Source organism: Montanilutibacter psychrotolerans (genome assembly GCF_003719825.1).
In the GTDB taxonomy this organism is placed as follows: domain Bacteria; phylum Pseudomonadota; class Gammaproteobacteria; order Xanthomonadales; family Xanthomonadaceae; genus Montanilutibacter; species Montanilutibacter psychrotolerans.
In genome coordinates this window covers 453,065-476,992 of record NZ_RIBS01000002.1, presented here as the reverse complement: position 1 = coordinate 476,992, position 23,928 = coordinate 453,065, and the positions used below count along the sequence as shown (strand labels likewise).

General features: G+C 67.4%; 18 protein-coding genes. 12 read left to right on the top strand and 6 right to left on the bottom strand.

From position 1 onward, the window contains the following. Window positions 1-3: 3 nt before the first annotated feature. Complete coding sequence (locus tag EER27_RS05640) at window positions 4-669, top strand: response regulator transcription factor (RefSeq protein WP_123087038.1); 666 nt, start codon at window positions 4-6, stop codon at window positions 667-669. 143 nt (window positions 670-812) lie between these two features. Here EER27_RS05640 and EER27_RS05635 read toward each other — a convergent pair whose 3' ends face one another. Next, window positions 813-2,915 (bottom strand): NHL repeat-containing protein, encoded by a 2,103-nt coding sequence (locus EER27_RS05635; RefSeq protein ID WP_123087037.1) that lies wholly within the window; start codon window positions 2,913-2,915, stop codon window positions 813-815. Between the two features lie 641 nt (window positions 2,916-3,556). On the opposite strand from EER27_RS05635, the gene EER27_RS05630 reads away from it, so the two are divergent. The 5 genes from EER27_RS05630 (at window position 3,557) to EER27_RS05610 (ending at window position 9,110) form a co-directional block, all read left to right on the top strand. Beyond that, window positions 3,557-4,111, top strand: coding sequence for a hypothetical protein (locus tag EER27_RS05630; RefSeq protein WP_148040945.1), 555 nt, complete (start codon window positions 3,557-3,559; stop codon window positions 4,109-4,111). A 58-nt stretch (window positions 4,112-4,169) separates the two neighbouring features. Further along, window positions 4,170-4,985 carry a fimbrial biogenesis chaperone gene (locus EER27_RS05625; RefSeq protein ID WP_123087035.1) on the top strand — a complete coding sequence of 272 codons (816 nt, stop codon included), beginning with the start codon at window positions 4,170-4,172 and terminating at the stop codon, window positions 4,983-4,985. A 200-nt stretch (window positions 4,986-5,185) separates the two neighbouring features. Next, window positions 5,186-8,014: a hypothetical protein gene (locus tag EER27_RS05620; protein WP_148040944.1), complete on the top strand. Its 2,829-nt coding sequence runs from the start codon at window positions 5,186-5,188 to the stop codon at window positions 8,012-8,014. Beyond that, complete coding sequence (locus tag EER27_RS05615) at window positions 8,011-8,562, top strand: DUF4402 domain-containing protein (RefSeq protein WP_123087033.1); 552 nt, start codon at window positions 8,011-8,013, stop codon at window positions 8,560-8,562. Before EER27_RS05620 ends, EER27_RS05615 begins: the two co-directional genes overlap by 4 nt. Continuing rightward, a complete protein-coding gene (locus tag EER27_RS05610) occupies window positions 8,562-9,110 on the top strand; it encodes a DUF4402 domain-containing protein (protein ID WP_190285666.1) in 549 nt (182 codons plus the stop codon). Before EER27_RS05615 ends, EER27_RS05610 begins: the two co-directional genes overlap by 1 nt. Before the next feature lie 187 nt (window positions 9,111-9,297). Here the strand turns inward: EER27_RS05610 and EER27_RS05605 are convergent, their stop codons facing one another. Then, a complete protein-coding gene (locus tag EER27_RS05605) occupies window positions 9,298-10,851 on the bottom strand; it encodes an alpha-lytic protease prodomain-containing protein (protein ID WP_190285665.1) in 1,554 nt (517 codons plus the stop codon). An 811-nt stretch (window positions 10,852-11,662) separates the two neighbouring features. Between EER27_RS05605 and EER27_RS05595 the strand changes: the two genes are divergently transcribed. The 3 genes from EER27_RS05595 to EER27_RS05585 all read left to right on the top strand — a co-directional run bounded on the left by EER27_RS05595 (window position 11,663) and on the right by EER27_RS05585 (window position 16,204). Continuing rightward, on the top strand, window positions 11,663-13,678 hold the full coding sequence (locus EER27_RS05595; protein ID WP_190285664.1) for a Calx-beta domain-containing protein: 2,016 nt from the start codon (window positions 11,663-11,665) through the stop codon (window positions 13,676-13,678). Window positions 13,679-13,966: 288 nt separating this feature from the next. Next, entirely contained in the window at window positions 13,967-15,034 is a 1,068-nt protein-coding gene (locus tag EER27_RS05590; RefSeq protein ID WP_123087028.1) for an SPFH and helix-turn-helix domain-containing protein, read from the top strand. A gap of 36 nt (window positions 15,035-15,070) precedes the next feature. Then, window positions 15,071-16,204, top strand: a complete 1,134-nt coding sequence (locus EER27_RS05585; RefSeq protein ID WP_123087027.1) for a TFIIB-type zinc ribbon-containing protein — start codon at window positions 15,071-15,073, stop codon at window positions 16,202-16,204. A 212-nt stretch (window positions 16,205-16,416) separates the two neighbouring features. On the opposite strand, the gene EER27_RS05580 is transcribed toward EER27_RS05585, so the two are convergent. After that, window positions 16,417-17,373 carry a lipase family protein gene (locus tag EER27_RS05580; RefSeq protein ID WP_223807183.1) on the bottom strand — a complete coding sequence of 319 codons (957 nt, stop codon included), beginning with the start codon at window positions 17,371-17,373 and terminating at the stop codon, window positions 16,417-16,419. A gap of 731 nt (window positions 17,374-18,104) precedes the next feature. Between EER27_RS05580 and EER27_RS05575 the strand changes: the two genes are divergently transcribed. Next, window positions 18,105-19,094 (top strand): sensor domain-containing diguanylate cyclase, encoded by a 990-nt coding sequence (locus tag EER27_RS05575; protein WP_123087026.1) that lies wholly within the window; start codon window positions 18,105-18,107, stop codon window positions 19,092-19,094. Between the two features lie 7 nt (window positions 19,095-19,101). Here EER27_RS05575 and EER27_RS05570 read toward each other — a convergent pair whose 3' ends face one another. Next, window positions 19,102-19,368: a DksA/TraR family C4-type zinc finger protein gene (locus EER27_RS05570; protein WP_123087025.1), complete on the bottom strand. Its 267-nt coding sequence runs from the start codon at window positions 19,366-19,368 to the stop codon at window positions 19,102-19,104. A 277-nt stretch (window positions 19,369-19,645) separates the two neighbouring features. Here EER27_RS05570 and EER27_RS05565 point away from each other — a divergent pair, with 277 nt between their 5' ends. Next, the gene (locus tag EER27_RS05565; protein WP_148040943.1) at window positions 19,646-21,094 is read left to right on the top strand and encodes a hypothetical protein; all 1,449 of its coding nucleotides are present in this window, start codon (window positions 19,646-19,648) and stop codon (window positions 21,092-21,094) included. A 196-nt stretch (window positions 21,095-21,290) separates the two neighbouring features. On the opposite strand, the gene EER27_RS05560 is transcribed toward EER27_RS05565, so the two are convergent. Together EER27_RS05560 and EER27_RS05555 are read right to left on the bottom strand one after the other, a co-directional pair. Further along, window positions 21,291-22,037 (bottom strand): helix-turn-helix transcriptional regulator, encoded by a 747-nt coding sequence (locus EER27_RS05560; RefSeq protein WP_123087275.1) that lies wholly within the window; start codon window positions 22,035-22,037, stop codon window positions 21,291-21,293. Window positions 22,038-22,139: 102 nt separating this feature from the next. Next, window positions 22,140-22,766: a glutathione S-transferase family protein gene (locus EER27_RS05555; RefSeq protein ID WP_123087023.1), complete on the bottom strand. Its 627-nt coding sequence runs from the start codon at window positions 22,764-22,766 to the stop codon at window positions 22,140-22,142. Window positions 22,767-23,226: 460 nt separating this feature from the next. Here EER27_RS05555 and EER27_RS05550 point away from each other — a divergent pair, with 460 nt between their 5' ends. Continuing rightward, on the top strand, window positions 23,227-23,880 hold the full coding sequence (locus EER27_RS05550; RefSeq protein ID WP_123087022.1) for a DUF11 domain-containing protein: 654 nt from the start codon (window positions 23,227-23,229) through the stop codon (window positions 23,878-23,880). Window positions 23,881-23,928: the final 48 nt, after the last annotated feature.

Genomic DNA, 23,928 nt, shown 5'->3' with positions numbered 1-23,928 from the left:
CCGATGCCTTCCCTGCTTGTCGCCGACGACCACCCGCTGTTTCGAGCCGCATTGCGCCAGGCCGCGGCCGACGCGGTGGCCGACACCCGCATCCACGAGGCCGACACGCTCGATGGCGTGCTCGCCACGCTCGACGCCGAACCCGGCATCGACCTGGTGCTGCTGGACCTGCACATGCCCGGCAACCACGGACTGGCCGGACTGGCCGCCATCCGCGCCCAGCACCCGGGCGTGGCGGTGGTGGTGGTCTCGGCCAACGACGACCCGCGCGTGGTGCGGCGCGCGCTCGACCATGGCGCTGCCGGCTACCTTCCCAAAAGCGCCGGGCTGGACGAACTGCGCGACGCGATCCGCGCTGTGCTGGCTTGCGAGCAATGGTTGCCGCCCTCGCTGCGCGCGACCGTTTCGCGCACGCACAGCGACCGCGGCGACGCTGACCTTGCCGCACGCCTGGCCAGCCTGTCGCCGCAGCAGTTCCGCGTGCTGGCCCTGGTGGCGCAGGGCCTGCTCAACAAGCAGATCGCCGACCGCCTGGACGTGCAGGAGCGCACGGTCAAGGCGCATCTCACCGCGATCTTCGAACGCCTCGGCGTGCGCAACCGCACCCAGGCCGGTGTGGTGTTGCGCGAACTGGAGCTCAGCGACCCCTCACGCCAGATCGAAGGCTGATCGCGCCCCGCCGCGCCGTCTTCCTGCCCGGCGGTTCCGGCCGCGATGACGAGTTGCCTGCGCGACCGACGCACCGTCGATGATCGCGACGCCCGGCGGCTGGCGATGGGCGTCGCACCGGGCCACACTGCAAACACTCCGCCCTACTGCAACCGCAGCAACAGATCCCGCCCCGTGCTGGCCACGTTGCCGCTGTAGTCGCGCGCGGTGATGCGCACCGTGTAGTCCCCCGCCGGCAACTCGCCGGTGGACCAGTGGCCAAAGGCCAGTCGGCCGTCGCGCACCGTGTTGGTCACCACGTACTGGAAGCGCGTGATCGTACTGCCGTGCACGGTGACGCCGCTGTCCGGGCCGTAAGCCACCATCACCGCATCCGGATCGGCCGGCATGCGGTTGAACTCGATGTTCATGCGCGGCCCCTCGAATCCGGGCAACGGGCGGCCGTCGGCCTGGAGGATCTGGTAGCCCACCGCGTGCAGTCCCAGGCGGCGGCGCGGCTGGTTGCGGTCCACCTGGTCCCAGGCGTCCACCACGATCTGCAGGCCCGGAGTGCCGCGCGGCACCACCAGGCGGCCCTCCAGCTTCTGCGTCAAGGCCTGCTCGGCGGCGTCGATCAGGCCGATGCCGTCGATGCGCGGCGGGTAGGTATCGCTGTAGCCGACGAATCCCAGTGCCATCGCGTTCCGCTCGAATCCGTTGGCGCCGACGCTCAGGTGCACGTGGGCCTGGCCGTTGATCGTGCCCAGCACGTCGCCCACGCGGAAACGCGTGCCGCGCAGCACGCGCACGCGCTCGGGTTCGCCTGCTTCGTCGCGCAGCAGCTGGAAGCGGGTCGGGTCGAACACCTCCCCTGCCGCGCTGCGCCCCACGCGCATGTGGATGTAGCTGAGGTCGTCCAGCGCGATGCCCTCGCCCTGCTCGCCCATGCCCCAGGAGCCCGTCGGACTGCTGACCTTGGCGTCGGCGATCGCCAGAACCTGCTGGCCCACGTCGCCGCGGATGTCCAGCCCGCTGTGCAGGTGATCGCGGTTGTCGTGATCGAAATTGCCGCGCACCTCGCCCAGCGTTCCAACCACTTCGTGCCAGCCGTCCTGCGGCTTCAATGGCCAGCGGCCGGCGGTCTGCGGCAACGGATCCTGCGCCGCCGGGCCGATGCCCGACGGCAGTTGCTGCTCGCCCGGTGCGCCGCGTGGCGCAATCCGATGGATCCGGTGGCTGCCGGCGTCGGTGACGTGCAGCACGCCGTTCGCGTCCACCGCCACCCCAGCCGGACGCGCCATCCGCTGGTCCAGCGTGGCGCCGGTGAGCACGTGCCGTTTCCCGCTGCGCGCCACCTGGAGGATGCGGCCTTTCGCCATCTCGCCGACGTACAGCATGCCGTCGTGCGTCAGCGCCAGGCTGATCGGTCGGCGCAGCGCCGGGCGCGTGACGTCGGGTTCACTGAGCGCCAGCGTGGTCACGGCGCCATCGGGCGCCAGCCTTCGGATGGCGTTGTTGCGGGTGTCGGCGATCCACACCACGCCGGCGTCGTCCACGGCCAAGGCCGTTGGCGTATCGAAGCGCGCGGCATCGCGCACGCCGTCCTGGTCGCCCGGCAATGCGCCACCGGCCAGGGTGCCGACACGTCCATCGGGTTCGATCACGCGGATGCGGTCGTTGTAGGTGTCAGCTACGTATACGCGCCCTGCGCGGTCCACGGCCACGCCGATGGGCCCGTTGAACTGCGCCTGCGCGCCGGGGCCATCGCGATAGCCGGCGGTACCGGTGCCGGCCAGCGTGGTCACCACGCCCTGCACGGTGACCTTGCGGATCGCGTGGTTGCCGGTGTCGGCCACGTAGAGGTTGCCGGCGACATCGCGTGCCATCCCCGACGGGGTATTGAACGCGGCCGCGACGCCGGTGCCGTCGACAAAGCCTTCCATCGAACCGGCCAGCGTGGCGACCGTGCCGTCCATGCCGATCCGGCGGATTCGGTTCGTATCGCCGGCATCGGCTACGTACAGCGTGCCGTCGTCGCCGACCGCCACGCCATACGGGTCGTCGAACCGCGCCTGCAATCCGGGACCATCGCGCAGACCCGAAACGCCATCGCCCGCGGTCAGGCTGAGCGTCGCCGACCAGCCAAACGGCGTGGCGGCAGGCCCGGTGGCAACCGGAACACTCTGCCCTCCCCACGGCAGGAAGGTCGCGGCCAGCGCCGCGGACATCAGCAATACCACCAGCCACAGCCAGGAGTGTCGGGTCATGAAGCGCGTTGCCTGATATCGGGGACGAAACAATAGCCCCACGGACGCTGCGACCAAAGCCCGATGCGTCGAACCGGTCTGCGCGGAAGACGAGCCGATGCCGATGCCGATTCGGCCAGCATCACCGGCACCGAACCGTCAATTGCGTCTGTGTTCTTGTCGACGCCACACCGCGCGCGGTTCGTTACCTCTCGGCCGCTGAGGACACCAGCACCCGATCGATCGGGTACCGATGTGATCTGTCGATACGTCGGGAAGCCCGGACCATCGATGTTGTCGCCGATGGATACGCAGTCAAGGGCCGGATGAACGCGGCGCCAATGGACCAGACCAAATCACACGCATCCGCGAAGCGCTATGTGACACTGACCGCGTTACCTACCAGTTGACAGGCGTAACTTGCTCCTCTGACTGGTGCTTGAGCACCACTGCACTGCTCCAACTTGCGCAGCCGGCCTATCGCCGCCGCGTCCGCTCCAACCACGCACCACTACCGTGAATCCGGGCTTTGCAAGCCATTCCGGTGCCCGTGCCAGGCCCTTGCTGGCCACTCCCGCCGATCGGATCCATCGCGTTTGATATTGCGCTTCCTGCGCGTGGGCGGCGTTTTCGCCGCACCTCCTTTCAGCTAAGGAAAACACATGAACATCACATGGATCCGCCGTTCGGTTCTGGCCGTGGCTTTGGCAGCTTCGGCTGGGGGTGCAATGGCCCAAAGTTCCGACCCCGGGATAGGCAGCTTTGTTGCAAGCGCCACGATGCGCGACATCATCGGCGTTTCCTGCACCGATCTGAGCTTCGGTACCGTTCACCGCATACCACTGACCGTATTCACTCCCGCCGACACCGTCGTCGTGGGCAATGACAGCAATACGGACGTCGCGACAACCACAGCCGCCGGGGCCATCGTGTCGGGTGGCAACCCGGCGGTCTGTACCGTGACGGGACTGACCACGGATACGCCGGCCACCGCAACGGCCGTCCTGTCTTCCGGCAGTGTCTTGATGGTGAACGCCGCCCAATCGCTTTCCGCCGTGCTCGACCTGAGCGCCTTTGATTCGGGTGTGGCTGCGGGTAGCAGCGGCGTGTTCCGCATTGGCGGCGTGATGACGCTGAAAACGGCAGGGCCGGCGGCGGCCGAGGCAGCTGACGGGGTATTCACGTCCGCTGCGGTTACCCTCACCGTCAGCGACTGAGTGACTCAGGAGGCTCATGCAGCCTCCCCACCAGCGTGGAACACGGAGGTCCCGAGTCGTGAAACGACTGCGCTACGTCGCTGTTGTCCTGGCCTGGCTGGGCTTTCCGGTGTCCTCGGTGTTTGCTCAGCAGGTCATGCTGACCCCCGGCACCCTGGTGTTGGACGGAGCGACCCGTTCGGGCGAAATCACGGTAGGCAATCCCGGAGAAGCCGTGGCCACGTTCCGCGTGGACAACGCCTTCTTCGTTCAAGCGCCCAACGGTCAGCTTTCCGCCCGGCTCCCCGAGACGCCGAGCAACAGCGCACTTGAGCTTCTGCGGGTTGGGCCCCGCCGTTTTGCACTGGCCGGCGGCGAAGGGCAGACCGTGCGGGTGGCCGCCCGCGTGCCCCGGGAACTTGCCCCCGGCGAGTACCGGCTGCATCTGGCCGTAACCAACCTGGCCGAACAGGCCGCGCGCGCCGAGGTGGTCCAGGCCAAGGCGAGCCACTCCCTCGGCGTGGTCATTCCCTTCAATGTCGCGCGTGGCGTGCGCGTGCTGCTGCGGCATCAGGTGGTACCCGAAGGCGGCCGCCTGGTCGAGCTGACTCGGAGCCGCGAGGGCAGCAACGTTGTCCTGGGGTTTGACGTCCAGCGCTTGGGGGTCACCAGCCTTCTGGCCCGCGTTGTGCCCTTCATCCGCGGGCCAGATGGTCAGGAACTCAAGTCCTGGCCTGCAATCGGCACCACCATATACGCCGAGCAAACCCACCGACACTTCGAAACCAGGGTGCTGGCCGATGAGCTGCGTCAAGGCGCCAGCCTGTGCGTGCGATTGGAGCACAGCGATCCTGGTGCGCCCCAGTTGCCCGCCGTGGAAGCCTGTGCGCCCTGAGGCCATGGCCACTCAGCATGTCGCGCACAACATGCCTCCTGGCTCGCAGTGGCGGATCACATACTGGATGGCCGCACGCAGGATGGCTGACGGTTGCGCTGGGGTTTTCGCTGACGCTGCCAGTCCCGGTTCGGGCGCAAGCCGGCAGGCCGCCTCCGGTTGCCGTCACCTCGGCCCGACCGACCCTCGACGAAGCATTGTTGCAAGGCCAATATCGGGGTGAACGCCTCGGCGACCCGGTCCATTCTTTTCTGCGTGCCGATCAGTCGCCGCTGTTGCTTTTTCCCGCGATGCTCGACGCATTGCGCGTGCGCTTCACCGTGACCCGCGACGGCAGTCTGGCCGGAAGAGTGCAGCCGGACGACCTGCCCTTTTCCTTCGCGTCCGACGGTAGCTACACAATTGCTGGACGTGTCGGCCAGCTGGCCCCGACCGAGTACCTGCTTCACAACGGCGAGCTGTACGTGACACCGCACGCACTGGCTCTACTGGCGCCGGTGGAGTTGCATATCGATCAGCGCGAGCAGCGCTTTACCCTGGTCGCCACCGGTCCACTGGCGCTGGATCTGACGCGTCAGCGAGAACTGGCGCGCAGTCGCTTCGATAACCGGAGCCCGCCTGGCGAACTGCCGTTGCAGGCATTTCCCTATCAAGGCCTGGGCCGCCCCTTCGCCGATGTGCGTCTGAACGCCCAATATGGCTCAGGCTCGGGTGAGGCAACTTTCCGCAGCGTCAGTTACGACGCGCTCATCAGCCAGGAACTGGCGTTCGCTACCGTCCTGCTTTTTGTCAGCGGCAGCGACGAAACGCGCCTGCGTGACGCACGTCTGCGACTGGGTCGCCAGTCGCCGTTGGGCGGCGTGTGGGGGGTGCCCGGCCTGACCAGCATCTTCCTGGGTGACGTACAAACTCCCGCCCTGCCCCTGATTGGCAGCACGGGACAGGTGCGCGGAGTGAGCCTGAGTGCCTATCCCCTGGACCGACCCGATCGCTTTGACCAGACCCTCGTCGAAGGCGACGCTCCCCCGGGATGGGACGCCGAGCTGCTGCGCGGCGAGGAGCTTCTGGATTACCAGCGCGTGGGAGCCGATGCTCGGTATCGCTTTGAAGCCGTGCCACTACTGTTCGGAGACAACCCTTTGCGCGTGGTCCTGTACGGACCCGATGGCCAACGGCGCGAGGAACTTCGAAGCTTCCGCATCGGCAGCGGCATGGCGCCACCGGGCATGCTGTATTGGCAGGCCTCGGTCGGGCAGCTCGGCACGCAGCTGCTGGAGCGATGGCTGCCCGCGATTGGCAATGCGCCTGTTCGTGGGGCCGCGAATACAGGACGCGGCGTCGCCGGCATCGAAGCCGAACTCGGCCTGAGTCGCCGGCTCACTGCGACTGTGTTTGCCACTCGCGCTCCCGAGGACCACCGTCCTGATTCCCGCCTGCGCGACACCGCAGGTGGCGGGCTGCGCCTGGCTCTGCCGTCGGTCTATCTGGAAAGCATGGTGGCCAGTCAAGAACATCGTGGCCAGGCCTGGAGCGTGGGTGCCAGCGGCGCCATCGGCCCCCTCAGTCTCTCGGCGCGACATGCACACTACGATGGCTTCAGGAGCCGCGAAGCCCTGCAGTCCGGCCTGCCATTGCGATCGGAGACGAAGCTGCATCTGTCCATGGTGGCGCCGATCGCGGGCCGTCCGATCACCTTGGCCGCCGTGGGCGAGCGCTGGCTGCTCGAAAGCGGCGACCGTGAGATGGCAGCGCAGTTGCAAGCGCGCTTCAACTCCCGCAGCGGCCTATCGGTCGGACAAGGGATCGAATGGCGTCGCCTCGACTATTTCCCGGGCAGCCCATTGGCCTTCCGCACGGGACAGTTGTACTACGCCACTACGTTGTCGGGCAGGCTCGGACCGGTTCGGCTATCGGCCGCGGCCCGCTACGACGCTCGGCAAAAGCAATTGGATCAACTGCAGCTGTCGGGTCACTGGCTCATCAGCCCGAAAACCAGCGCCAACTTCGGCGCCGCCCGCAACCGCTCGGACAGCGATCTTGCGCACGGCTACGGTGTCTGGGCGGGACTGTCGCGCGACTTCGGCTCGTTCCATGCCAATGCCTACGCAGCGCGCAGCGCCACAGGCGATTGGTCGGCGAGCGTGGGAATCAGTCTGTCATTCGGTTTTGATGGCGACGGGAAGCTGGCCCTGAGCAGCCGACCGATGGCGGAGCATGGCGCCGCCGACGTGCTCGTGTTCAGCGACCTGGACGGCAATGGGCGCTACGACACAGACACAGACGAGCCGCTCGCCAATGCCCGGTTGCTGGTGGATGGCCAGCGCGGGCATGCGACACAAACCAATCGTCACGGCCGGGCCTTCGTCACCGGTTTGAACACCGTGCAGCCCGTGACGCTGGGAATCGATCCCAGCAGCATTGGCGATCCCTTCATGGCTCCGGTATCGGGCGGACTGCGCTTCATGGCGCGACCCGGGCAGTCGTACGTCGCGCAACTGGCCCTGGTCGAAACCGGCGAAATTTCGGGCACCTTGTTCGTCGTGCGAGACGAGGAGCGATTGGGGTTGTCGGGAGTGGTCGTCGAGCTGCTTGCACTGCGTCCCAACGATCAAAACGCAATCACCGGCCCGGGACTTTCTCTGAAGGCCCTGCTGGGCAGGTCACCGGTTGCCTCGGGCCCTGCCGGCACAACGACCGCGAGCAGCAACGACGGCGCGCCCGCTCCAGGTATCGACGGCGATTACCGCGTACTGGGCACCAAGCGAACGCAGTACGACGGGGGGTTCCTGTTCGATATGGTCCCGCCTGGAAACTACCTCGTGCGTGTTCGGGCCGGGCAGCGTATTCGTGGGACAACGCTGGCCAGCCGCAGTCGGCCGGCTAGCGTGACGCGTGAGCAACTGATGGTGGACGGTGTTGAGCTGCACCTGCTCGATCCAATACCCGACGCGGCACCCGACGCGACGGAATCGTTGGATTCGCAGTCGCCGGATTCGCAGATGACGCCCGCATCGAGGGAAAAGCCATGACGTCCGATAGCCAACAAGATCGTCCGCGATACCTGCTGATTCCTGCGTTGTGGGTTCTGCTTGGATTCGCCTCCGAGCCCGTCCCCATGCTGCACACGAGCTCAGCTTGTGACCAGCGTTTGGAGCTGCGCACCTTGCGCCCGCTGGACTTTGGTGACGTACGCATCAAGGCGCGGCAATCGGGCTTTGTCAGCGTCCGACCAGACGGCGGCGTGATCAAGTCCGACAACGTTGTGGTGCGCCGCGACCCGGTTTCCGGCGAAATGGACGTGTGCGGCGCACCCGGCCAGCGGATAGCCGTGGTGGTGCGAACGCCAGTTGCGCCGACCCACATGCCGCAGGGTCGGCCGGCGGCGACCCACATCTCCCAGTTCATGATCAAGGACCAGGGCTTGCAGTTGGAGCGCATCGATGCCGAGCGATGGGAGGGCCAGTTGGGCGCCTCGGGCCGTGCGCGTTTGTTCGTGGGCGCGACCCTGATGTTTCGGGACGACGGTGTCCATGGCGCCTTGACCAGCAGCGTGTCGATCGACGTGGAGCCGCTGTGATGACGATTGATTCAAAAGCTGCGCGGATCCCACGACCGGGTTGGACAAGCCCTTGGGGCTTCACTGTCGCTCTGCTGCTTGTCGCGTTCACCGCTGGAGCAGAAGACCTCCCCATCACCGGCAACACGGGCCTCGCTTTGGACGTGACTTGCTCCCTTCCACTCAACTTCGGCGTCATTTCCATCGCGGATGGCAACAACGCGGGCGCAGTAACGGTGGCTCCCAGCTTGGCTGGAGACATGGCGACGTCATTCCTGGTAACCGGCCATCAGAGCGGGCGCTGCGATGTGAGCAATGTCACCAGCATCGCCACCATCGCGGTCAGTGGCGGCGGCGGGACCTGGGACGGCGCAGCCCGGAAACTCACCGGTGCGACGTTGCTCATGGGCTCTGATAGCCTCGAGGTGGTCATCGAGATCGACAAACGGACCGTGGATGTCAGCGATTCGGTCACGTCGATCTACATTGGTGGGACCCTGAGCGTTCCCGCCCACTTCTCGGCCTTTGGCACCTACTCCCAGACCTTCACTCTCACCGTCACCGAGTAAGCCTGCGGATGGCGCGAGCTTGCACCGAGGAAAACCAGCGCAGGCGTCGATGCCCGATTCTTGATGCTGCAATCGATCGCGTACCGGTGTGGCCCAACGGCCGAGCCGTCCAGACCGCAGGCCACGCATCGCGCGCGGCCTGCGGCGGGTGACGTCCGGTCAACGGGACGTCACGTCCTGCACGGGATCAGTTGCCGTAGGTCCCCGTGCTCCACAACGCAACGCCCTTGTGGTCGTACAGCACGACGTTGCCGTCGTTCTGGACGAACAACGCGGCGCCGTTCTTGCCGCCCGTACTGGTGTGCCACACCGCCTGCCCGGCGCCGTTGTAGACCACCAGGTTGCCGTCGCTCTGCATCTCCAGGTGGTGGTTGCTGCCGCCCACGTGGCTGGCCCACAGCGCGCCCACACCAGCCTTGTACAGCACCAGGTTGCCGTCGCCCTGGATGACGAACGTGAAGCGGCCGTCGCACGACGTGACCGATGCACCGGTTGGCAGCCCCTGCGCCGGATTCAGGCGGCCGCAGCTCGGCGTCGTCGTCAGGACCAGGCCGTAGGCGTTGAGGATGGGCTGCAGCGGCTGGTGGTAGGTCACCGGCGAGGCGATCGAGCAGTTCTCGTTGGTATTGGGATTGAGATGCCCGCCCGAGGTCACGCCCTGTGCTTCGCCGCCGGGAGTGAGAAACGAGCCGCCCGAATCGCCGCCGCCCACGCAGGCGCTGGAACTCACCATGCCGTAGGTCGCGCCGGCGGCGTAGTTGACGGTGACGTTCTTGGCCGTGACGGTGCCGCAACGGTAATTGGTGCGTGCACCGGAACGGCACACCGCACCACCCACGGGCGCCTCCATGCCGCCGACCACGCCGACATTGCCGCCAGCGTAGTTGTTCACCCACGGCTGGATGGTCCACGAGGGGCTGGTGCTGTGCACCACGGCGTAGTCGCTACCCGGGAACTGCGACCCGGCAAACGAGCCGATCGCCACGCCGTTGAAGCCGCTGACCGCCGTGCCGGCCGGGCCGCAATGACCGGCGGTGACAAAGCCGGTGTTGCCGCCCTGGGTGACCGAGAAGCCAATCGAACACCAGCTGCCGGGGACGTTGTAGCGGTCGCCGCCGCGGATGTCGTACACCGGTTGCGGACGCTGCCGGGACGTCTCGAAACGCACGGCTGTGGCGTCGGCGCCGCTGGCGGCGACAAAGGCAATGCCCGCATCGCGCGCGGACGGATCGGTGGTGACCACCACGGTGTTGGTGGGCAGGTCGATGTGCCAGGAATGGATGCGCCGATCGACGCCACCACGCGCGCCCGACACGGTGGCCGCCTGCACGCGGTTCAATTTCGATACGACGCCTTCCAACTGGCCCAAGCTGCGTGCCACCACGCGCACCTGCCCACCGAGCGCACGCGCCCGGGCGGTCTGCGCGCGATCGGTGGTGGCGATGATGAGCTGGAACTCACCGGTTGCATCGCGCTCCAGCCAGGCGCCGCCGAAACGGTTACCCAGCACGCGATTCGCCTGGCCCTGGCGACGGATCGCCAGGCGTTCGGTCTCGACGTAACGGCCGACCTGCGCCGGCGAGATGCCCAGATCACGCTGCAACGCCACGCGCATCGCTGCCGGGATGGCCGGATCGGTACGTTCGGCGGCCGTAGCAGTGCCGGACCCCACGATCGCCACCAGGGCGAGCGCGAGCGTGGACAGGGCGATGACGCGGGGACTTCCTTGAATCTCTGACATGCGCTTTGAAACTCCTTTTTCGAGCGGGATATTTACCTTGGGGGAAGGCGGCGCCTTGGATCCCTCGAGCATGTCGTGCATGCATCGGTCTCCGGTGCGCCGACCCGCATGTCGGCCGATGGCAGTGGGTATCGCGCCGCATCCATGCGTGGCGGCGGGAGCATATCCGTCCGATGCGATTACGTATCCATGACCAACGACGTGGATGCGCGGCAAGACGCCCCCTCGTGCGATCGCGATGATGCGGTTTGCGATCGCCTTCGCGCGGCCAATGCGAGGCGACACATGGCGATGCGCTTGTTTCGACCGCCACTGCTGCGCACGTTGGCGAGCGCAGGACCCTGACAGATGCATCAGGTGCGCTGGCGCGCCTCGGCGAGCCGGCCGTCACGACGCCGATACGGCGTGACGCGTGCGCCATGCATTGCATGGCTGAAGGACCGCTTCGGTGTGTCGTGGCAGGTGGATACCAGGCAATGGGTCCAGTTGCCTGGCTAGCCCGACGCAGGCCGGCGCGCAAGTGATGGCGACGATGCTGTGCGATGAAGAAGATCGACATCGCGGCGCTGCAGGCCGACCCTGAATCGGGCTAACCCGACCGGGTGCCACCACCTGTCGCAGGATCTGTTGCGACTTGCGACGGACTGCCCAGCACGCGGGCGACCAACGCGGCACTCTCCCGGCGAGCGGCACCCCTGGGATGGCGTGTCGCACCCCGTTGCCGGGCAGGCCATCCGCGGGCGCCTTCAGGGCGCAGCCGAGCCCATCGCACGGCCCGGCCCGCACACACCCACCGCCAACGGAATCCGCCATGCGCCCGATGATCACGCGCCTCCTCCTGACCTGCACCCTGGGTCTGCTGGCCGCGCCCATGGCGATGGCCCAGCAGTGCCCGTCCTCGGTCCCCGTGCAGGGAGCGCCGGTTCCGCCGCCGCTGCCGTTGTTCCCGGCCGACAACTGGTGGAACACTGACATCCGTTCCGCGCCTGTCGATCCGTCCTCGGCCAACTTCATCGCCTTCATCAACAACGGCGGCACCCGCCGTCTGCATCCGGACTTCGGTGGCGAGGAAGAACCCGGCAGCGAGTCGATCTACGGCTTCCCGTACGCGATCGTCAACGGGTCGCAGCCCAAGAAGGCCGTCACCTTCAACTACTGGGACGAGAGCGACGGCGTCGACCAGAACACCGGCCAGGGCGTGCCGTTCTACCCGATCCCGATCCAGGCCATCACCCAGCCGCACTGGATCGAAGGCGGCGCGCCGGGCAACGTCGACCAGCGCAGCGGCAACGACCGCCACCTGCTCATCGTCGACTGCACCAACCGGCACCTGTACGAGCTCTACAACGTCTACTACAACCCGACGCAGGCGCGGTGGCACGGCGGCTCCGGCGCGTTCTTCGACATGAACCGCAACGACCGCCGTCCGGAGACCTGGACCTCGGCCGATGCCGCGGGCCTGGCGATCTTCCCGGGCCTGGTGCGTTACGACGAAGCCGCCAACCCGGCGGTGGCCGAAATCAACCACGCGCTGCGCGTCACCGTGCGTGCAAGCAATGGCTACGTTTACCCCGCATCGCACGAGGCCGGCGACACGCCCGGCGCGCTGCCGATGGGTGCACGCTTGCGCCTGAAGGCCACGGTCAACGGCGTCGACCCGGCCACGCGCACCACCGATCCGGTGGCGCGCAAGATCTTCCGCGCGATGCAGAAGTACGGCCTGATCGTGGCCGACAACGGCACGGACATGTACATCTCGGGCACCTTCGACGTGCGCTGGGACAACGGCCTCCTCAATCCCGCGTTCCGCACGCTCAACGCCAGCGATTTCGAGGTCATCCAGCGCGGTTGGAAGCCCGTCGCGACGCCGGTGCTCAGCGCCGTCAGCGCCAGCCCGAGCTCGGTGTTCGGCGGCCAGTCCGCGACCGGCACGGTCACCCTGGGCGCGGCGGCGCCATCGGGCGGTGCGCGGGTCACGCTCGCCAGCGCCAGCCCGGCATTCGCCGTCCCGCCAAACGTCACCGTGGCTGCCGGCGCCCGGACGGCGACGTTCCCGATCACCACGCAGCCCTCTACCGTCACCGCCTCTGGCACGCTGTCGGCCACCTATGCCGGCGTGACCCGCACCACGACATTCACCGTCAACGCGACGCCGCCCACGTTGTCGATCGGCGATGTCGCCATTGCCGAACGCGACAGCGCCACCCGCATCGCCACGTTCACGGTCCGTCTGTCGCGTGCATCCAACGTGCCGGTGGGCTTTGCGGTGGCAACCGCCAACGGCACGGCGCTGGCGGGCAGCGACTACGTGGCGCGCAGCCTGACCGGGCAGTCGATCCCGGCCGGCGCCACCACCGCCACGTTCGACGTCACCATCATCGGCGACACCGTCGTGGAAGCGAACGAGGTGTTCACGGCCAACCTCAGCGCGCCGGTTGGCGCGACCATCGCCGATGGCCAGGCAACCGCGTCCATCGTCAACGACGACGGCCCCACGCTGTCCATCGGCAACGTCTCGATCGCCGAAGGCAACGCCGGCACGTCGATCCTGGCCTTTACGGTGATGTTGTCGCGCCCGGCCACGACCGCCATCACGTTCAACATCGCCACGGCCAACAGCACGGCCGTCGCCGGCACCGACTACGTGGCACGTAGCGTCATCGGACGGAGCATTCCCGCCGGATACACCAGCAGCAAGTTCACCGTTGCGATCAATGGCGACACGACCGTGGAGGCCAGCGAGATCTTCCTGGTCAACCTCACCGGCGCCGTTGGCGCGACCATCTACGACCGCCAGGCGATCGGCACGATCGGCAACGACGACTAGCGCTTTGCGATTCGGCGACGCGCCGGGGAGGGCGCGTCGCCGACGCGTCCACGGCACCAGGACAGGCGCGCTGCTGCCGACCGTCGGGCCCGCACCATCGCGGCGCCGAGGTCGGACCGCGGTGCACGCACGCTCGCCGGCGCACGATTTCAGGGACCGGCATTCGGCTGCGAACCCATGCCTGCCTGGGCTGCGCCGGGTGCGCGACACCGTGCAAAGCACTGGCTGCCCCGCCCCGCTTTGACCGTATGATTCAGGCCTTCCCCATCGGCGACCCCGGAGCACGGCATGAGCATCCTCGATTTCATGAAGGGCGAACTGCTGGAGGTCATCGAGTGGAACGACGACTCGCGCGATACGCTGTCGTTCCGGTTTCCCGATGACGACAAGGAAATCAAGAACAGCGCGCAGCTGATCGTTCGCGAATCGCAGGTGGTGCAGTTCGTCGCGGCGGGCCAGTACGCCGACCTGTTCGCTCCCGGCAAGCACACGCTGGTGACCGGCAACGTGCCGATCCTGTCGACGATCCTGGGCTGGAAGTACGGCTTCCAGTCGCCGTTCAAGTGCGATGTCTACTACCTCAACACGCGCCTGTTCACCGGCAACAAGTGGGGCACGTCCAACCCGGTGATGATGCGCGACCGCGATTTCGGCGTGGTCCGCCTGCGCGCGTTCGGCACCTACGACTTCCGCATCGTCGACGCGCCGAAGTTCCTGCGCGAGGTGGCCGGCACCGATCAGAACTTCCGCCTCGACGAGTTCGCCGAGACCATGCGTTCGCGCATCGTCAGCGTGTTCACCCAGGCGTTGGCCACCGCACAGGTGCCGGCGCTCGATGTTGCCCAGCGGTATGCCGAGATGGGCGAAGCGCTGCTGCCGATCGTCAATGGCGCCATCCGCGACAAGTACGGCCTGGAGATCACCAGTTTCATCCTCGAGAACGTGTCGGTGCCGCCGGAAGTGGAACAGGCCATCGACAAACGCTCCAGCATGGGTGTCATCGGCAACCTCAACGACTACGTGAAGTACCAGATGGGCCAGGCGATGGGACAGGGAGGCGACGCCGGCGCGGCCGCGACCCTGCCGGCGCAGATGGCGATGGGCTTCGGCATGGCGCAGGAGATGATGCGCGGCATGCAGGGCGCGCCGGGCCAGGCCTCGTCGCCGCCCAGCTCGGCACCTGCCACTGCCACTCCCACGCTCGACGTGCTGACACCCGAGCAGGCGGCACAGGCGCTGGGCGTGTCGGTCGAGGACGTGATGGCCTCGATCGAGGCCGGCGACCTCAAGGCACGCCGGATCGGCAGTGCATGGCGCATCGCACGCGGCGCGCTCGAGGAGTTCCTGCGCGGTTGATCCGCGCAGGACGCTCGCCCCGCAACGCCGTCCGCCATGGACCAGGCCACCGTCGCCAAGCACGCCTGCCCCGAATGCGGCGCAGACCTGCAATGGAACCCCACGCGCCAATCGCTGGCCTGTCCTTACTGCGGCACCGTGGTACCCGCGGCGGCTGCGCCGCCCGCCGTCGGCGACGGCTCGACGACACCCCCCGTTGCGGGCGACGAGGTGGTCGAGCAGGACCTGCTGCAGGCGCTGCGCGAGCCGCCCGGCGGTCGCGGCTGGGGCGAGCAACGCCGTGAAGTGCAGTGCCAGAGCTGCCAGGCGATCTCGGTGTTCGTCGGCGATCGCGTCGCCCAGCGCTGCGACTTCTGCGGCTCGCCCTCGATCCTCGCGCACGAGCAACAGCGCGACGCGATCACGCCGCAGAGCGTGCTGCCGTTCGTGATCGATGAGGGCCGCGTTCGCGAAAGCATCCGCGCGTGGTACGGCAACCGCTGGTTTGCGCCCAACCGGCTCAAGCACGCCGCACTGACCGACACGCTCAAGGGCGTGTACCTGCCCTACTGGACCTTCGACGCGCAGGCCAGCGCCGATTGGACGGCCGAAGCCGGGCACTACTACTACACCAACGAAAGCTACCGCGATGGCAACGGCCGCACGCAGTCGCGCCGGAAGCGCCACGTGCGCTGGGAGCCCGCCGCAGGCCATGTCGAGCACTTCTTCGACGATGCACTGGTGGCCGGCACGGTCGGCGTCCATCCGCAACTGTTGCGCCAGGTGGAGCCGTTTCCGACCGCCACCGACCTGCGCCCCTACTCGCCCGAGTTCGTGCGTGGCTGGACGGTCGAGCGTTACCAGGTCGACCTGCACAAGGCCTCGCAGATCAACATGGACGACATGCAGGCCAGCCTGCGGTCGCGCTGCGCGCAGGCGGTGCCGGGCGACACCCAGCGCAACCTCGAGGTCGACGCGCAGTACCACGGCCGCACCTTCAAGCACGTGCTGGTGCCGGTCTGGCTGGTCAGCTACACCTACGGTTCGCGCACCTTCCAGGTGCTGGCCAACGGCCACACCGGCGCGCTCGCCGGCGAGCGTCCCTACAGCTGGATCAAGATCGCCCTGGCGATACTGGCCGTGGTGATGGCGCTGCTGGTGATGCTGGTGTTGTCGGGCGGAGACGCCTGACTCCGCACGGGCGGTCGTGTCTTCGGCGAATCGCAGGCAGTGCCTTCGTCTTGCGCGGCGCGGCCGACCCGATGCAGCTGCTTCAGCAGACCGTCGATCGCCCCTTCCGACATCGCGCGCCACCGTCGGTGACACGCGATGCCCGTCCCATTTGCAGGGGCAAGCAGCCGACGCCCGCATTCACGCAATGCGAACGCCGGCCACTGCCCGGCTTACACGGCCTCGAGCACCTTCTCTTCGAACGCCTTGAGCTCACGCACCTTGTCGGCCCAGGCCACCTTGGCCGTCGACGGCGGGTCGTTGCTCTGCATGGTCCGCGACGGATCGACGTAATCCGGGAACGTGCCTGTCCATTCCTGCGGATTCAGCGGCAAGGCGTGCGTGAGCACCGTCTGCAGGTTCACGATCGAATGGCGCGACAACTCGTGCACGAACCATTCGCCCTTCACGTAGAACGCCGTGCGGAAGCCGCCACCGACCGACGTATAGCCGAGGAACTCCGAAGGCGGCAACGACGGCACGTAATCCCAGTAGTTGTAGCAGCGGATGCTGTTCGCCGCCGGGACGTTGGCGTCGTACGCGGTCTTCCAGTTGCTGGTGCCCACCATCGGACTGGCGAAGTTGATGTTGAGCACGGGCACGGACGTGGGCTTGCTGATCGCCAGATCCAGCGTGAACAGCTGGCTCAGCGCCGCGCCCAGGCTGTGTCCGGTGATGTAGATCTGCTTGGGCGAGTACTGCGTCAGCAACGCGAACAACTGCTCGCGCATCGACTGGACCATGTCGCCGCCCTTGCTGTTGTAGACGCCATAGAAGCCGCCGGCCACGTGCGGCGTCGGCGTCACGCTGCCCGCGCTTGGCACGAAATCGACGGTCTCGAAATGGACGTCCTCGTAGATGTCCATGTCCGAGTCGGTACCGCGGAACGCGAAGATGTACGTACCCGGGTCCACCGAGGATTCAAACAGCAGGCCGTACTTCTCGACGCTGCCAAGGAAAAGTATCGCGTCCCAACCCGTCCAGCGCGCGACGAACTTGTAGTTTGGCGGCGGCACGATGGGCTGGTTCATGTAGTCGGCGTAGGCGGCGATCGACGCCTGCGTCAGGGCCAGCGTGAGCGTGGTGTCGAGGGTCGGTTGATTGACCGAGAGCTTGGTTTCCTTGTTCACCGGTTTCCTTCCTTGTCGGTTGTGGAGGACGCAGTGCGCGGGCCGGCTTGTGGCGATTCGCGGCAGTTGAATGGTGCCGCAAGCATTGCGCCGGCAGCAGGTTGTCGCACGTCCCCTCGTCAACGGGATTGCCGCCGCCTGGCCCGCTCCCGTAGATACGACTCGCCCACCGCCGATACAGCTGTAGCAACCGGCAGGTACGAGGTCGTCCACGGATGAATCACCCGGGAAGGCGCGCCCGATGCGATCCGCCTGAGCTGCCCATCTCGGGCGACGCCGGGCCATGGCGTCCCGTGCCAAGGCGCGCTCCGCGGTGAGTCCGGGGCGTCGCGCATCCCGTTCGCCCACGGGCCCCGACGCAGTCGATCCCGCGGTCTGCCCGACTCCGGCCGACCGCCGGTACCTGGCCGGGTTGCCCGCCGGGCGCCGGGCGCCACGCGCCATCCCGCGGGACCAGGCGTCCCGCCGGCCAGACGCACCGGTCGGAATCACGGACATGACGGGCGACCGCGGGATGTCGGCCCACAGGGCGGCGCGCGCTTCATCGGGCAATGCAGGCGCGACGCGCCGTGGTCGTCACCCGAACGTAACCCCGACATCACGCGCCGTCGTTTGACAGGGGCACAGCGCCTTGCCATCGTCGTGATGGTCGCTCCCGTGGCGAGGGCAACGACCGCCCTTGGCAACACCGAGCGCTGCCCGCCATGCGGAACGAGGAACACCCACCTGCGATGTCCGAACGCCTGCTGGAGGTCATCCGCACGCAGACGGAGATCGCCAAGCTCGGCCTGGACCTCGGGCACGTGATGGATCTGGTTGCCCAACGGGCACAGCTGCTCACCGGTGCCGGTGGCGCCGTGGTCGAGCTGGCCGAGGGCGAGGACATGGTCTACCGCGCCACCTCGGGGATGGCCGCTCCGCACCTGGGATTCCGGCTACGGCGCGGCAACAGCCTTTCGGGTCTGTGCATCCGCGAAGGCCATCCGCTGTATTGCGAGGATTCGGAAATCGATCCGCGCGTCGACCTTCCCGGCTGTCGCCAGATCGGGTTGCGCTCGATGATCGTGGTGCCGTTGCGCCACCACGATGCCGTGATCGGCGTGCTCAAGGTGTTGTCCAACACGCCTGCGGCCTTCGACGAGACCGACCTGCACATCCTGGGCCTGATGTCGGACCTGATCGCGGCGGCCATGTTCCATGCGTCCAAGTACGAGACCAGCGAGCTGTTCCACCAGGCCACGCACGACGCCCTGACGGGCCTGCCCAACCGCGCGCTGTTCTTCGAACGCCTGCACCTGTGCCTCGCGCATGCGCAACGCAACAGCAACCGCTTCGGGTTGCTGAACCTGGACATGGACGGTCTCAAGCCGATCAACGACCGACTCGGCCACCGCGCTGGCGATGCTGCCATCCGAGAAATCGCCCAGCGCATCCGCCAGGTCACGCGCGGCTCCGACACGGTGGCGCGCCTGGGTGGCGACGAGTTCGGCGTGATCCTGTGCTACGTGGACGACCACGAAGGCGCCCTGGCCCACGCGCAACGGTTGGCCGAGCAGATCTGCCAGCCGTTCGAGTTCGAGCAGGAGATCATTGCGCTCGATGCCAGCATCGGCGTCGCGGTGTTCCCCGAGGATGGCCAGGAGATCGATGCCCTGCTCGACCAGGCCGATCAGTCGATGTACGCCACCAAGCGCTCGAAACAGCGCCCCTCACCGCGATAGCGCTTGCTCAGCGCAGCTGGCTGTCCTTGCTGCCGCGTCGGTTGTAGCCGCCGACGGCTCCCTGTTCGAGATCGTGTGCCTCCTGGCAGGCGACGCACAGGCGCACACCCGGCATCGCCTTGCGTCGCGCTTCGGGAATCGGCGCATCGCACTCTTCGCAATGCTCCAGCCCGGGCCCATGCGGGAGCTGACTGCGGGCGCGCTTGATGGCGTCGCTGATGGTCGCGTCGATCTGGTCCTGCACGGCGCCGTCGCCTGCCCAGCCGGTGGCCATGGCTGTCTCCGGAGGTCGATTCGTGGTGGGTGCATGAGCATACGCCTGGACGACGCCGTGGGTCGTCACAACATCGTCCCGATGCGTTCGAAGCTGCGTCGCGACGACGCGCCGCACACTCCCTCGCACGCCCTGGCGGCCATTGCCGTTTAGCGCTGCGCCAGCTATCCCGCCATCGGCTGAATGCCGCCAAATTCCTCAGAGGCCATTCATGCCCCGCGTCGCCTAGTACGCACAGGCCAACACCGGGTTGGCATTTGCGACGAAGGCAATCGAGATGACCTCCCATCGACAGACATTGTGGATTGCCCTGCTGGGTGCCGCTCTCTCCATGGGCGGCGTCGTCACGGTCGACGCACGCGAAGCAGGCCAGGCCGCCGAACGCGACCAGCCCAGGATGGCGGGCGAATCGGGACGACAACGGGCCGAGAAGCGCCAGGACACCCAGCAGGCGCAACGCGACGAGGACGAGCAGGAGCGCGCCGCGGGCCGCCGTGACCAGGCGCGCCGCGACGCCGAACGCCGTCAGGCGGCGCAGCAGGCGCAGCAACGCAACGCGCGCGAACAGGCCGCGGCACGCCAGGAAGCGCAGCGCCGTCAGGCCGGACAGATGCAACGTCGCAACGACGCGGCGCAGCGCGACGCACGCGAACGCGCCGCGCGCCAGGATGCGCAGCGCCGACAGGCCGGGCAGATACAGCGTCGCGACGATGCGATGCAGCGCAACGCACGCGAACGCGCCGCGCGCCAGGACGCGCAGCGCCGACAGGCGGGGCAGATACAACGCCGCGACGACGCGATGCAGCAGCGCGAAGCGCGCGAACGGGCCGCGGCACGCCAGGACGCGCAGCGCCGACAGGCCGGACAGGTGCAGCAGCGAAACGCGGAACGACAACGTCAGCAGCGTGAGCAGGCCGAAGCGGGCCGACGCGCCGGCATGCGTCCGGACGATCGCACGAATCGTGATCCTCGACAGTTCGACCGCCGCGATCGCGACCAGCCGCGCGTCGCGGGCCAACGTGACCGACAGGACGCCAACGATCGACGCGCCGGCGAGCGACGTGCCGGTGAGCGCGATGGTGGCCGGGACTGGTCCAACAACGATCGCCGCGTCGATCGTGGTATCGACCGCCGCTGGGATGAGCGCCGGATCCGCGACGACGGCCAGCGCGCCGATCGCTATCGCGCCGCCGTACGCGCGCAGCAACGGTCGGTCAACCAGCAGCGCATCCGCCTGCTGCAACAGCAACGGCGCATGGCCCAGTACCGGTACGAACAGCAGTACTACCAGCGCCTGAACCAGCGGCAGGCGCGCTGGAACATGCACAACCCGTACAACTTCGACAATTCGTACTACTACGAGCCGGCGAGCTATCGCTATCTCTACGGCGGCCGCTACTACCAGACCAACCGTTACGGCGCGGACCTGATGCGTCAGGCGGTCGATCTTGGCTACCGGGAGGGCTTCAACGCCGGTCGTGCGGATCGTCAGGACAGCTGGCGCAACGACTACCGCAATGCGTTTGCCTACCAGGATGCCAACTACGGCTATGACGGCTACTACGTCAGCCAGGCCGAGTACAACCACTACTTCCGCCAGGGCTTCCGACGCGGATACGAGGATGGCTACAACAGCCGCTACCACTACGGACGCCGCGACGACGACGGCAACATCGTCATCCTGGCCGCGGTGCTCGCCGCGATCGTGGGGCTGCAGCTGCTGTAAGGCCCCTTCCACCTGACCCGAACGCCCGGCTCGCCCGGGCGTTCGCATGTCCGGCGGCGCCGTACGACGGCACCCGTCCGGTCGCTCACGTCATTGGGCGCGCTCGTGCTCCGACGGGCCCGTCACCGAGCCTGCGACCGCGTCGCGCTCATCGCGCGGGACCCCAGGCCTCCAACCACCCGGCGTGTGTGGCCCCTCAACGCCGCCCGGGGGCGACCGGTGGGGGCGTGGCATTCAACTGCCGACTTCCGTCGCCCCTCATGCTGGCGGTGCGCACGAAGGCGTCGAGTCCGCGCGCGGGATCGTCGACGAAGGATTCGCCGGCGCGTTCGTTGCTGGCGATGCGGTCCAGCCGGAATTGGCGGAAGCCCTGACGCAGGCGGCACCACGCGCCCAGGGTCCAGCTTCCGCCCCAGAACACGATGCACACCGGCTCGATATCGCGAACGCTGGTGATTCCTGATTCGTCGCGATACGCCAGGCGCAGCACCTGCCGCTGCGTGATCGCGACGTTCAGATCGTCCAGCAATTGGCCGAACTCGCCGTCTCGCTCGCCACGCCACTCCGGCGCGAAGATGCGCGAGTGCTCGCTGCGCTGGCGCAGGTTTTCGGGCAGCACCGCCTCGATCTTCAGCAGGGCCGTCTGCGCGCCGGCCGCCAGGCGCGTACCGGCGAAGGCACGCGCAAAACGGATACCGACCACCAGCGCCTCGATCTCGTCGCTGTCGAACATCAGCGGAGGAATGTCCGAGCCCTTGCGCAGCATGTAGCCCACGCCCGCTTCACCCTCGATCGCCACGCCGGAGCGTTGCAGGTCGGCCACGTCGCGGTAGACGGTGCGCAGTGAGACCCCCAACGCTTCGGACAGCCGTCGTGCAGGCAGCGCGGTGCGCCGCCCCTGCAGGGCGTTGATGATGAGGAACAGGCGATCGGCGCGGCGCATCGCCGCAGTGTAGCGATGCGCCGCGCCGATTCCTGCGCGATGTTGCCTGCGCGGCATTACCCGCGCGGCATTACCCGCACGGCATTACCTGCATGAACCGCCTCAGCCCTGGGCGGCGACCAGCCCGGCATCCTTCTCCGCGGCGCGCTGCATCGCCGGACGCGCCGCCACGCGGTCGATGTAGGCGCGGATCACCGGCACCTCGGGCACCAGTTCGAACATCGTGGTCCAGTTGAGGGCCGTGCCCCACAGCACGTCGGCCGCGCTGAAGCGCTCACCGAGCAGGTAGGGCCCGCGCTCGAGCTGGTCGGTCAGCACCTTCAGCATCGTGTCGTAGTCGCCATAAGGCGAACTCGACGCGGGTCCGGCGTCGCGTTGCATCGAACGGTCCACCACGGCCGGTTCGAAGCACGAGCCGTAGAACACCATCCAGCGCAGGTAGGGGCCGCGCAGCGGATCGCCGATGCCCGGCGCCAGCTCCGCCTCCGGGTACAGGTCGGACAGGTACATCATCACCGCCGGCTGCTCGGTGACCACCGTGTCGCCGTGACGGATCGCCGGCACCTTGCCCATCGGATTGACGGCCAGGTACGCCGACTCGCGCTGCGTGCCAGCCCCCAGGCGATGCACGTGCAGGTCGTACTCGACGCCCAGTTCCTCGAGCAGGGCCAAAGTGCCACCCGAGCGGGACTGCGGGGCGTGGAAGAAGGTGATGCGGGGATGATCCAAGGTGCGTTCTCCTTTGCGTATCGACGTGAGAGGCGCTGCGTCTGGTCCCGATGGCGGGTCCGGATGCGCGTGGCGCCGTCGAGACGAACAATGGGCCAGTGCTGCTGCCAACGTCCTGTCAGCAGGGATGCGAAGGCGTGGCCGAGAACACCCGAAAGCGGCGAGCTGCGGGAAGCGCGTCGGGCGTCAACAGACTCGGGACAGTGCGCCCACGCACGGCTTGCCGAAGGGCGGATGGCGCTCGCCGACAGCACCAGTCATCACGGTGAACACCCGACTCCGCGGACGAAATCCAGGTCTGCGTTGCGTCCGCCGCAACCATTGGTTGCGCGACGTTACCCGTGCAGAAGTCGCAACCATTGATTGCGCGGGCGATGCCTAGTGCAAATGGGGTGTTGGTGATCTCTTAACGCGCAACGGACCCTTTCCCGCATGGACGCGCAGTAGCGAGGAAGCGCCGATGAGTATCACCAAGCCCCGAATCTGGCTGCGTCTGTACGGATCACGATGCAAGCAGCAGGCCGGCAAACTCGCACTTGCGCTGGCATTGCTGCTGATTGTCAGCGGGCCGATGCAGGCCTTCGCGCAAGCGCGTTCCACCCCATCCGCACCGACGCAAGGTCCGCTGTCGGTCGTGCTTTCCCAGGTCAAGGTCATCAAGGATCCCGAAGGGCGCGAGCGTTATGCGCCGGTCGAGACCGTCGTGCCTGGCGATGTGATCGAGTACCGCGCGACCTACCGCAACTCGTCGGCCACGCCGATGTCAGGCGTTGAGGCCACGCTGCCGGTTCCCAAGGGCACGAACTATCTGCCGAAGTCTGCGTCCGCGCAGGGATTTACTGCCGAAGCGGCAACACCGGATGGACGATTCGCCCCTGAGCCGCTGATGCGGAAGGTCACCGGTCCCGACGGCAAGCTGCGCGACGAGACGGTTCCCTACTCCGAGTACCGGACGCTGCGCTGGATGCTTGGCCGGATTGCCGGAAAGGGGGAAGTGACGGTGAAGGCTCGAGTCCAGGTCGAGCGTTATGAGTCGCCGGCACGCATTGGCCTCAACTCACCGCAATCGGACTCGGCCGCGAGGGGGAAATCCGCGGCCCTGGCCAACAGATAACGCCGATCCGCGCGGCGCTCACAGCGCCGCGCTCACAGCTCATCCCGT

Excerpts from the sequence above, each read along its gene's own strand:
- EER27_RS05640 (WP_123087038.1), top strand. The coding sequence starts at position 4 with ATGCCTTCCCTGCTTGTCGCCGACGACCACCCGCTGTTTCGAGCCGCA.
- EER27_RS05635 (WP_123087037.1), bottom strand. The coding sequence starts at position 2,915 with ATGACCCGACACTCCTGGCTGTGGCTGGTGGTATTGCTGATGTCCGCG.
- EER27_RS05630 (WP_148040945.1), top strand. The coding sequence starts at position 3,557 with ATGAACATCACATGGATCCGCCGTTCGGTTCTGGCCGTGGCTTTGGCA.
- EER27_RS05615 (WP_123087033.1), top strand. The coding sequence starts at position 8,011 with ATGACGTCCGATAGCCAACAAGATCGTCCGCGATACCTGCTGATTCCT.
- EER27_RS05610 (WP_190285666.1), top strand. The coding sequence starts at position 8,562 with ATGACGATTGATTCAAAAGCTGCGCGGATCCCACGACCGGGTTGGACA.
- EER27_RS05605 (WP_190285665.1), bottom strand. The coding sequence starts at position 10,851 with ATGTCAGAGATTCAAGGAAGTCCCCGCGTCATCGCCCTGTCCACGCTC.
- EER27_RS05595 (WP_190285664.1), top strand. The coding sequence starts at position 11,663 with ATGCGCCCGATGATCACGCGCCTCCTCCTGACCTGCACCCTGGGTCTG.
- EER27_RS05590 (WP_123087028.1), top strand. The coding sequence starts at position 13,967 with ATGAGCATCCTCGATTTCATGAAGGGCGAACTGCTGGAGGTCATCGAG.
- EER27_RS05585 (WP_123087027.1), top strand. The coding sequence starts at position 15,071 with ATGGACCAGGCCACCGTCGCCAAGCACGCCTGCCCCGAATGCGGCGCA.
- EER27_RS05575 (WP_123087026.1), top strand. The coding sequence starts at position 18,105 with ATGTCCGAACGCCTGCTGGAGGTCATCCGCACGCAGACGGAGATCGCC.
- EER27_RS05570 (WP_123087025.1), bottom strand. The coding sequence starts at position 19,368 with ATGGCCACCGGCTGGGCAGGCGACGGCGCCGTGCAGGACCAGATCGAC.
- EER27_RS05565 (WP_148040943.1), top strand. The coding sequence starts at position 19,646 with ATGACCTCCCATCGACAGACATTGTGGATTGCCCTGCTGGGTGCCGCT.
- EER27_RS05560 (WP_123087275.1), bottom strand. The coding sequence starts at position 22,037 with ATGCGCCGCGCCGATCGCCTGTTCCTCATCATCAACGCCCTGCAGGGG.
- EER27_RS05550 (WP_123087022.1), top strand. The coding sequence starts at position 23,227 with ATGAGTATCACCAAGCCCCGAATCTGGCTGCGTCTGTACGGATCACGA.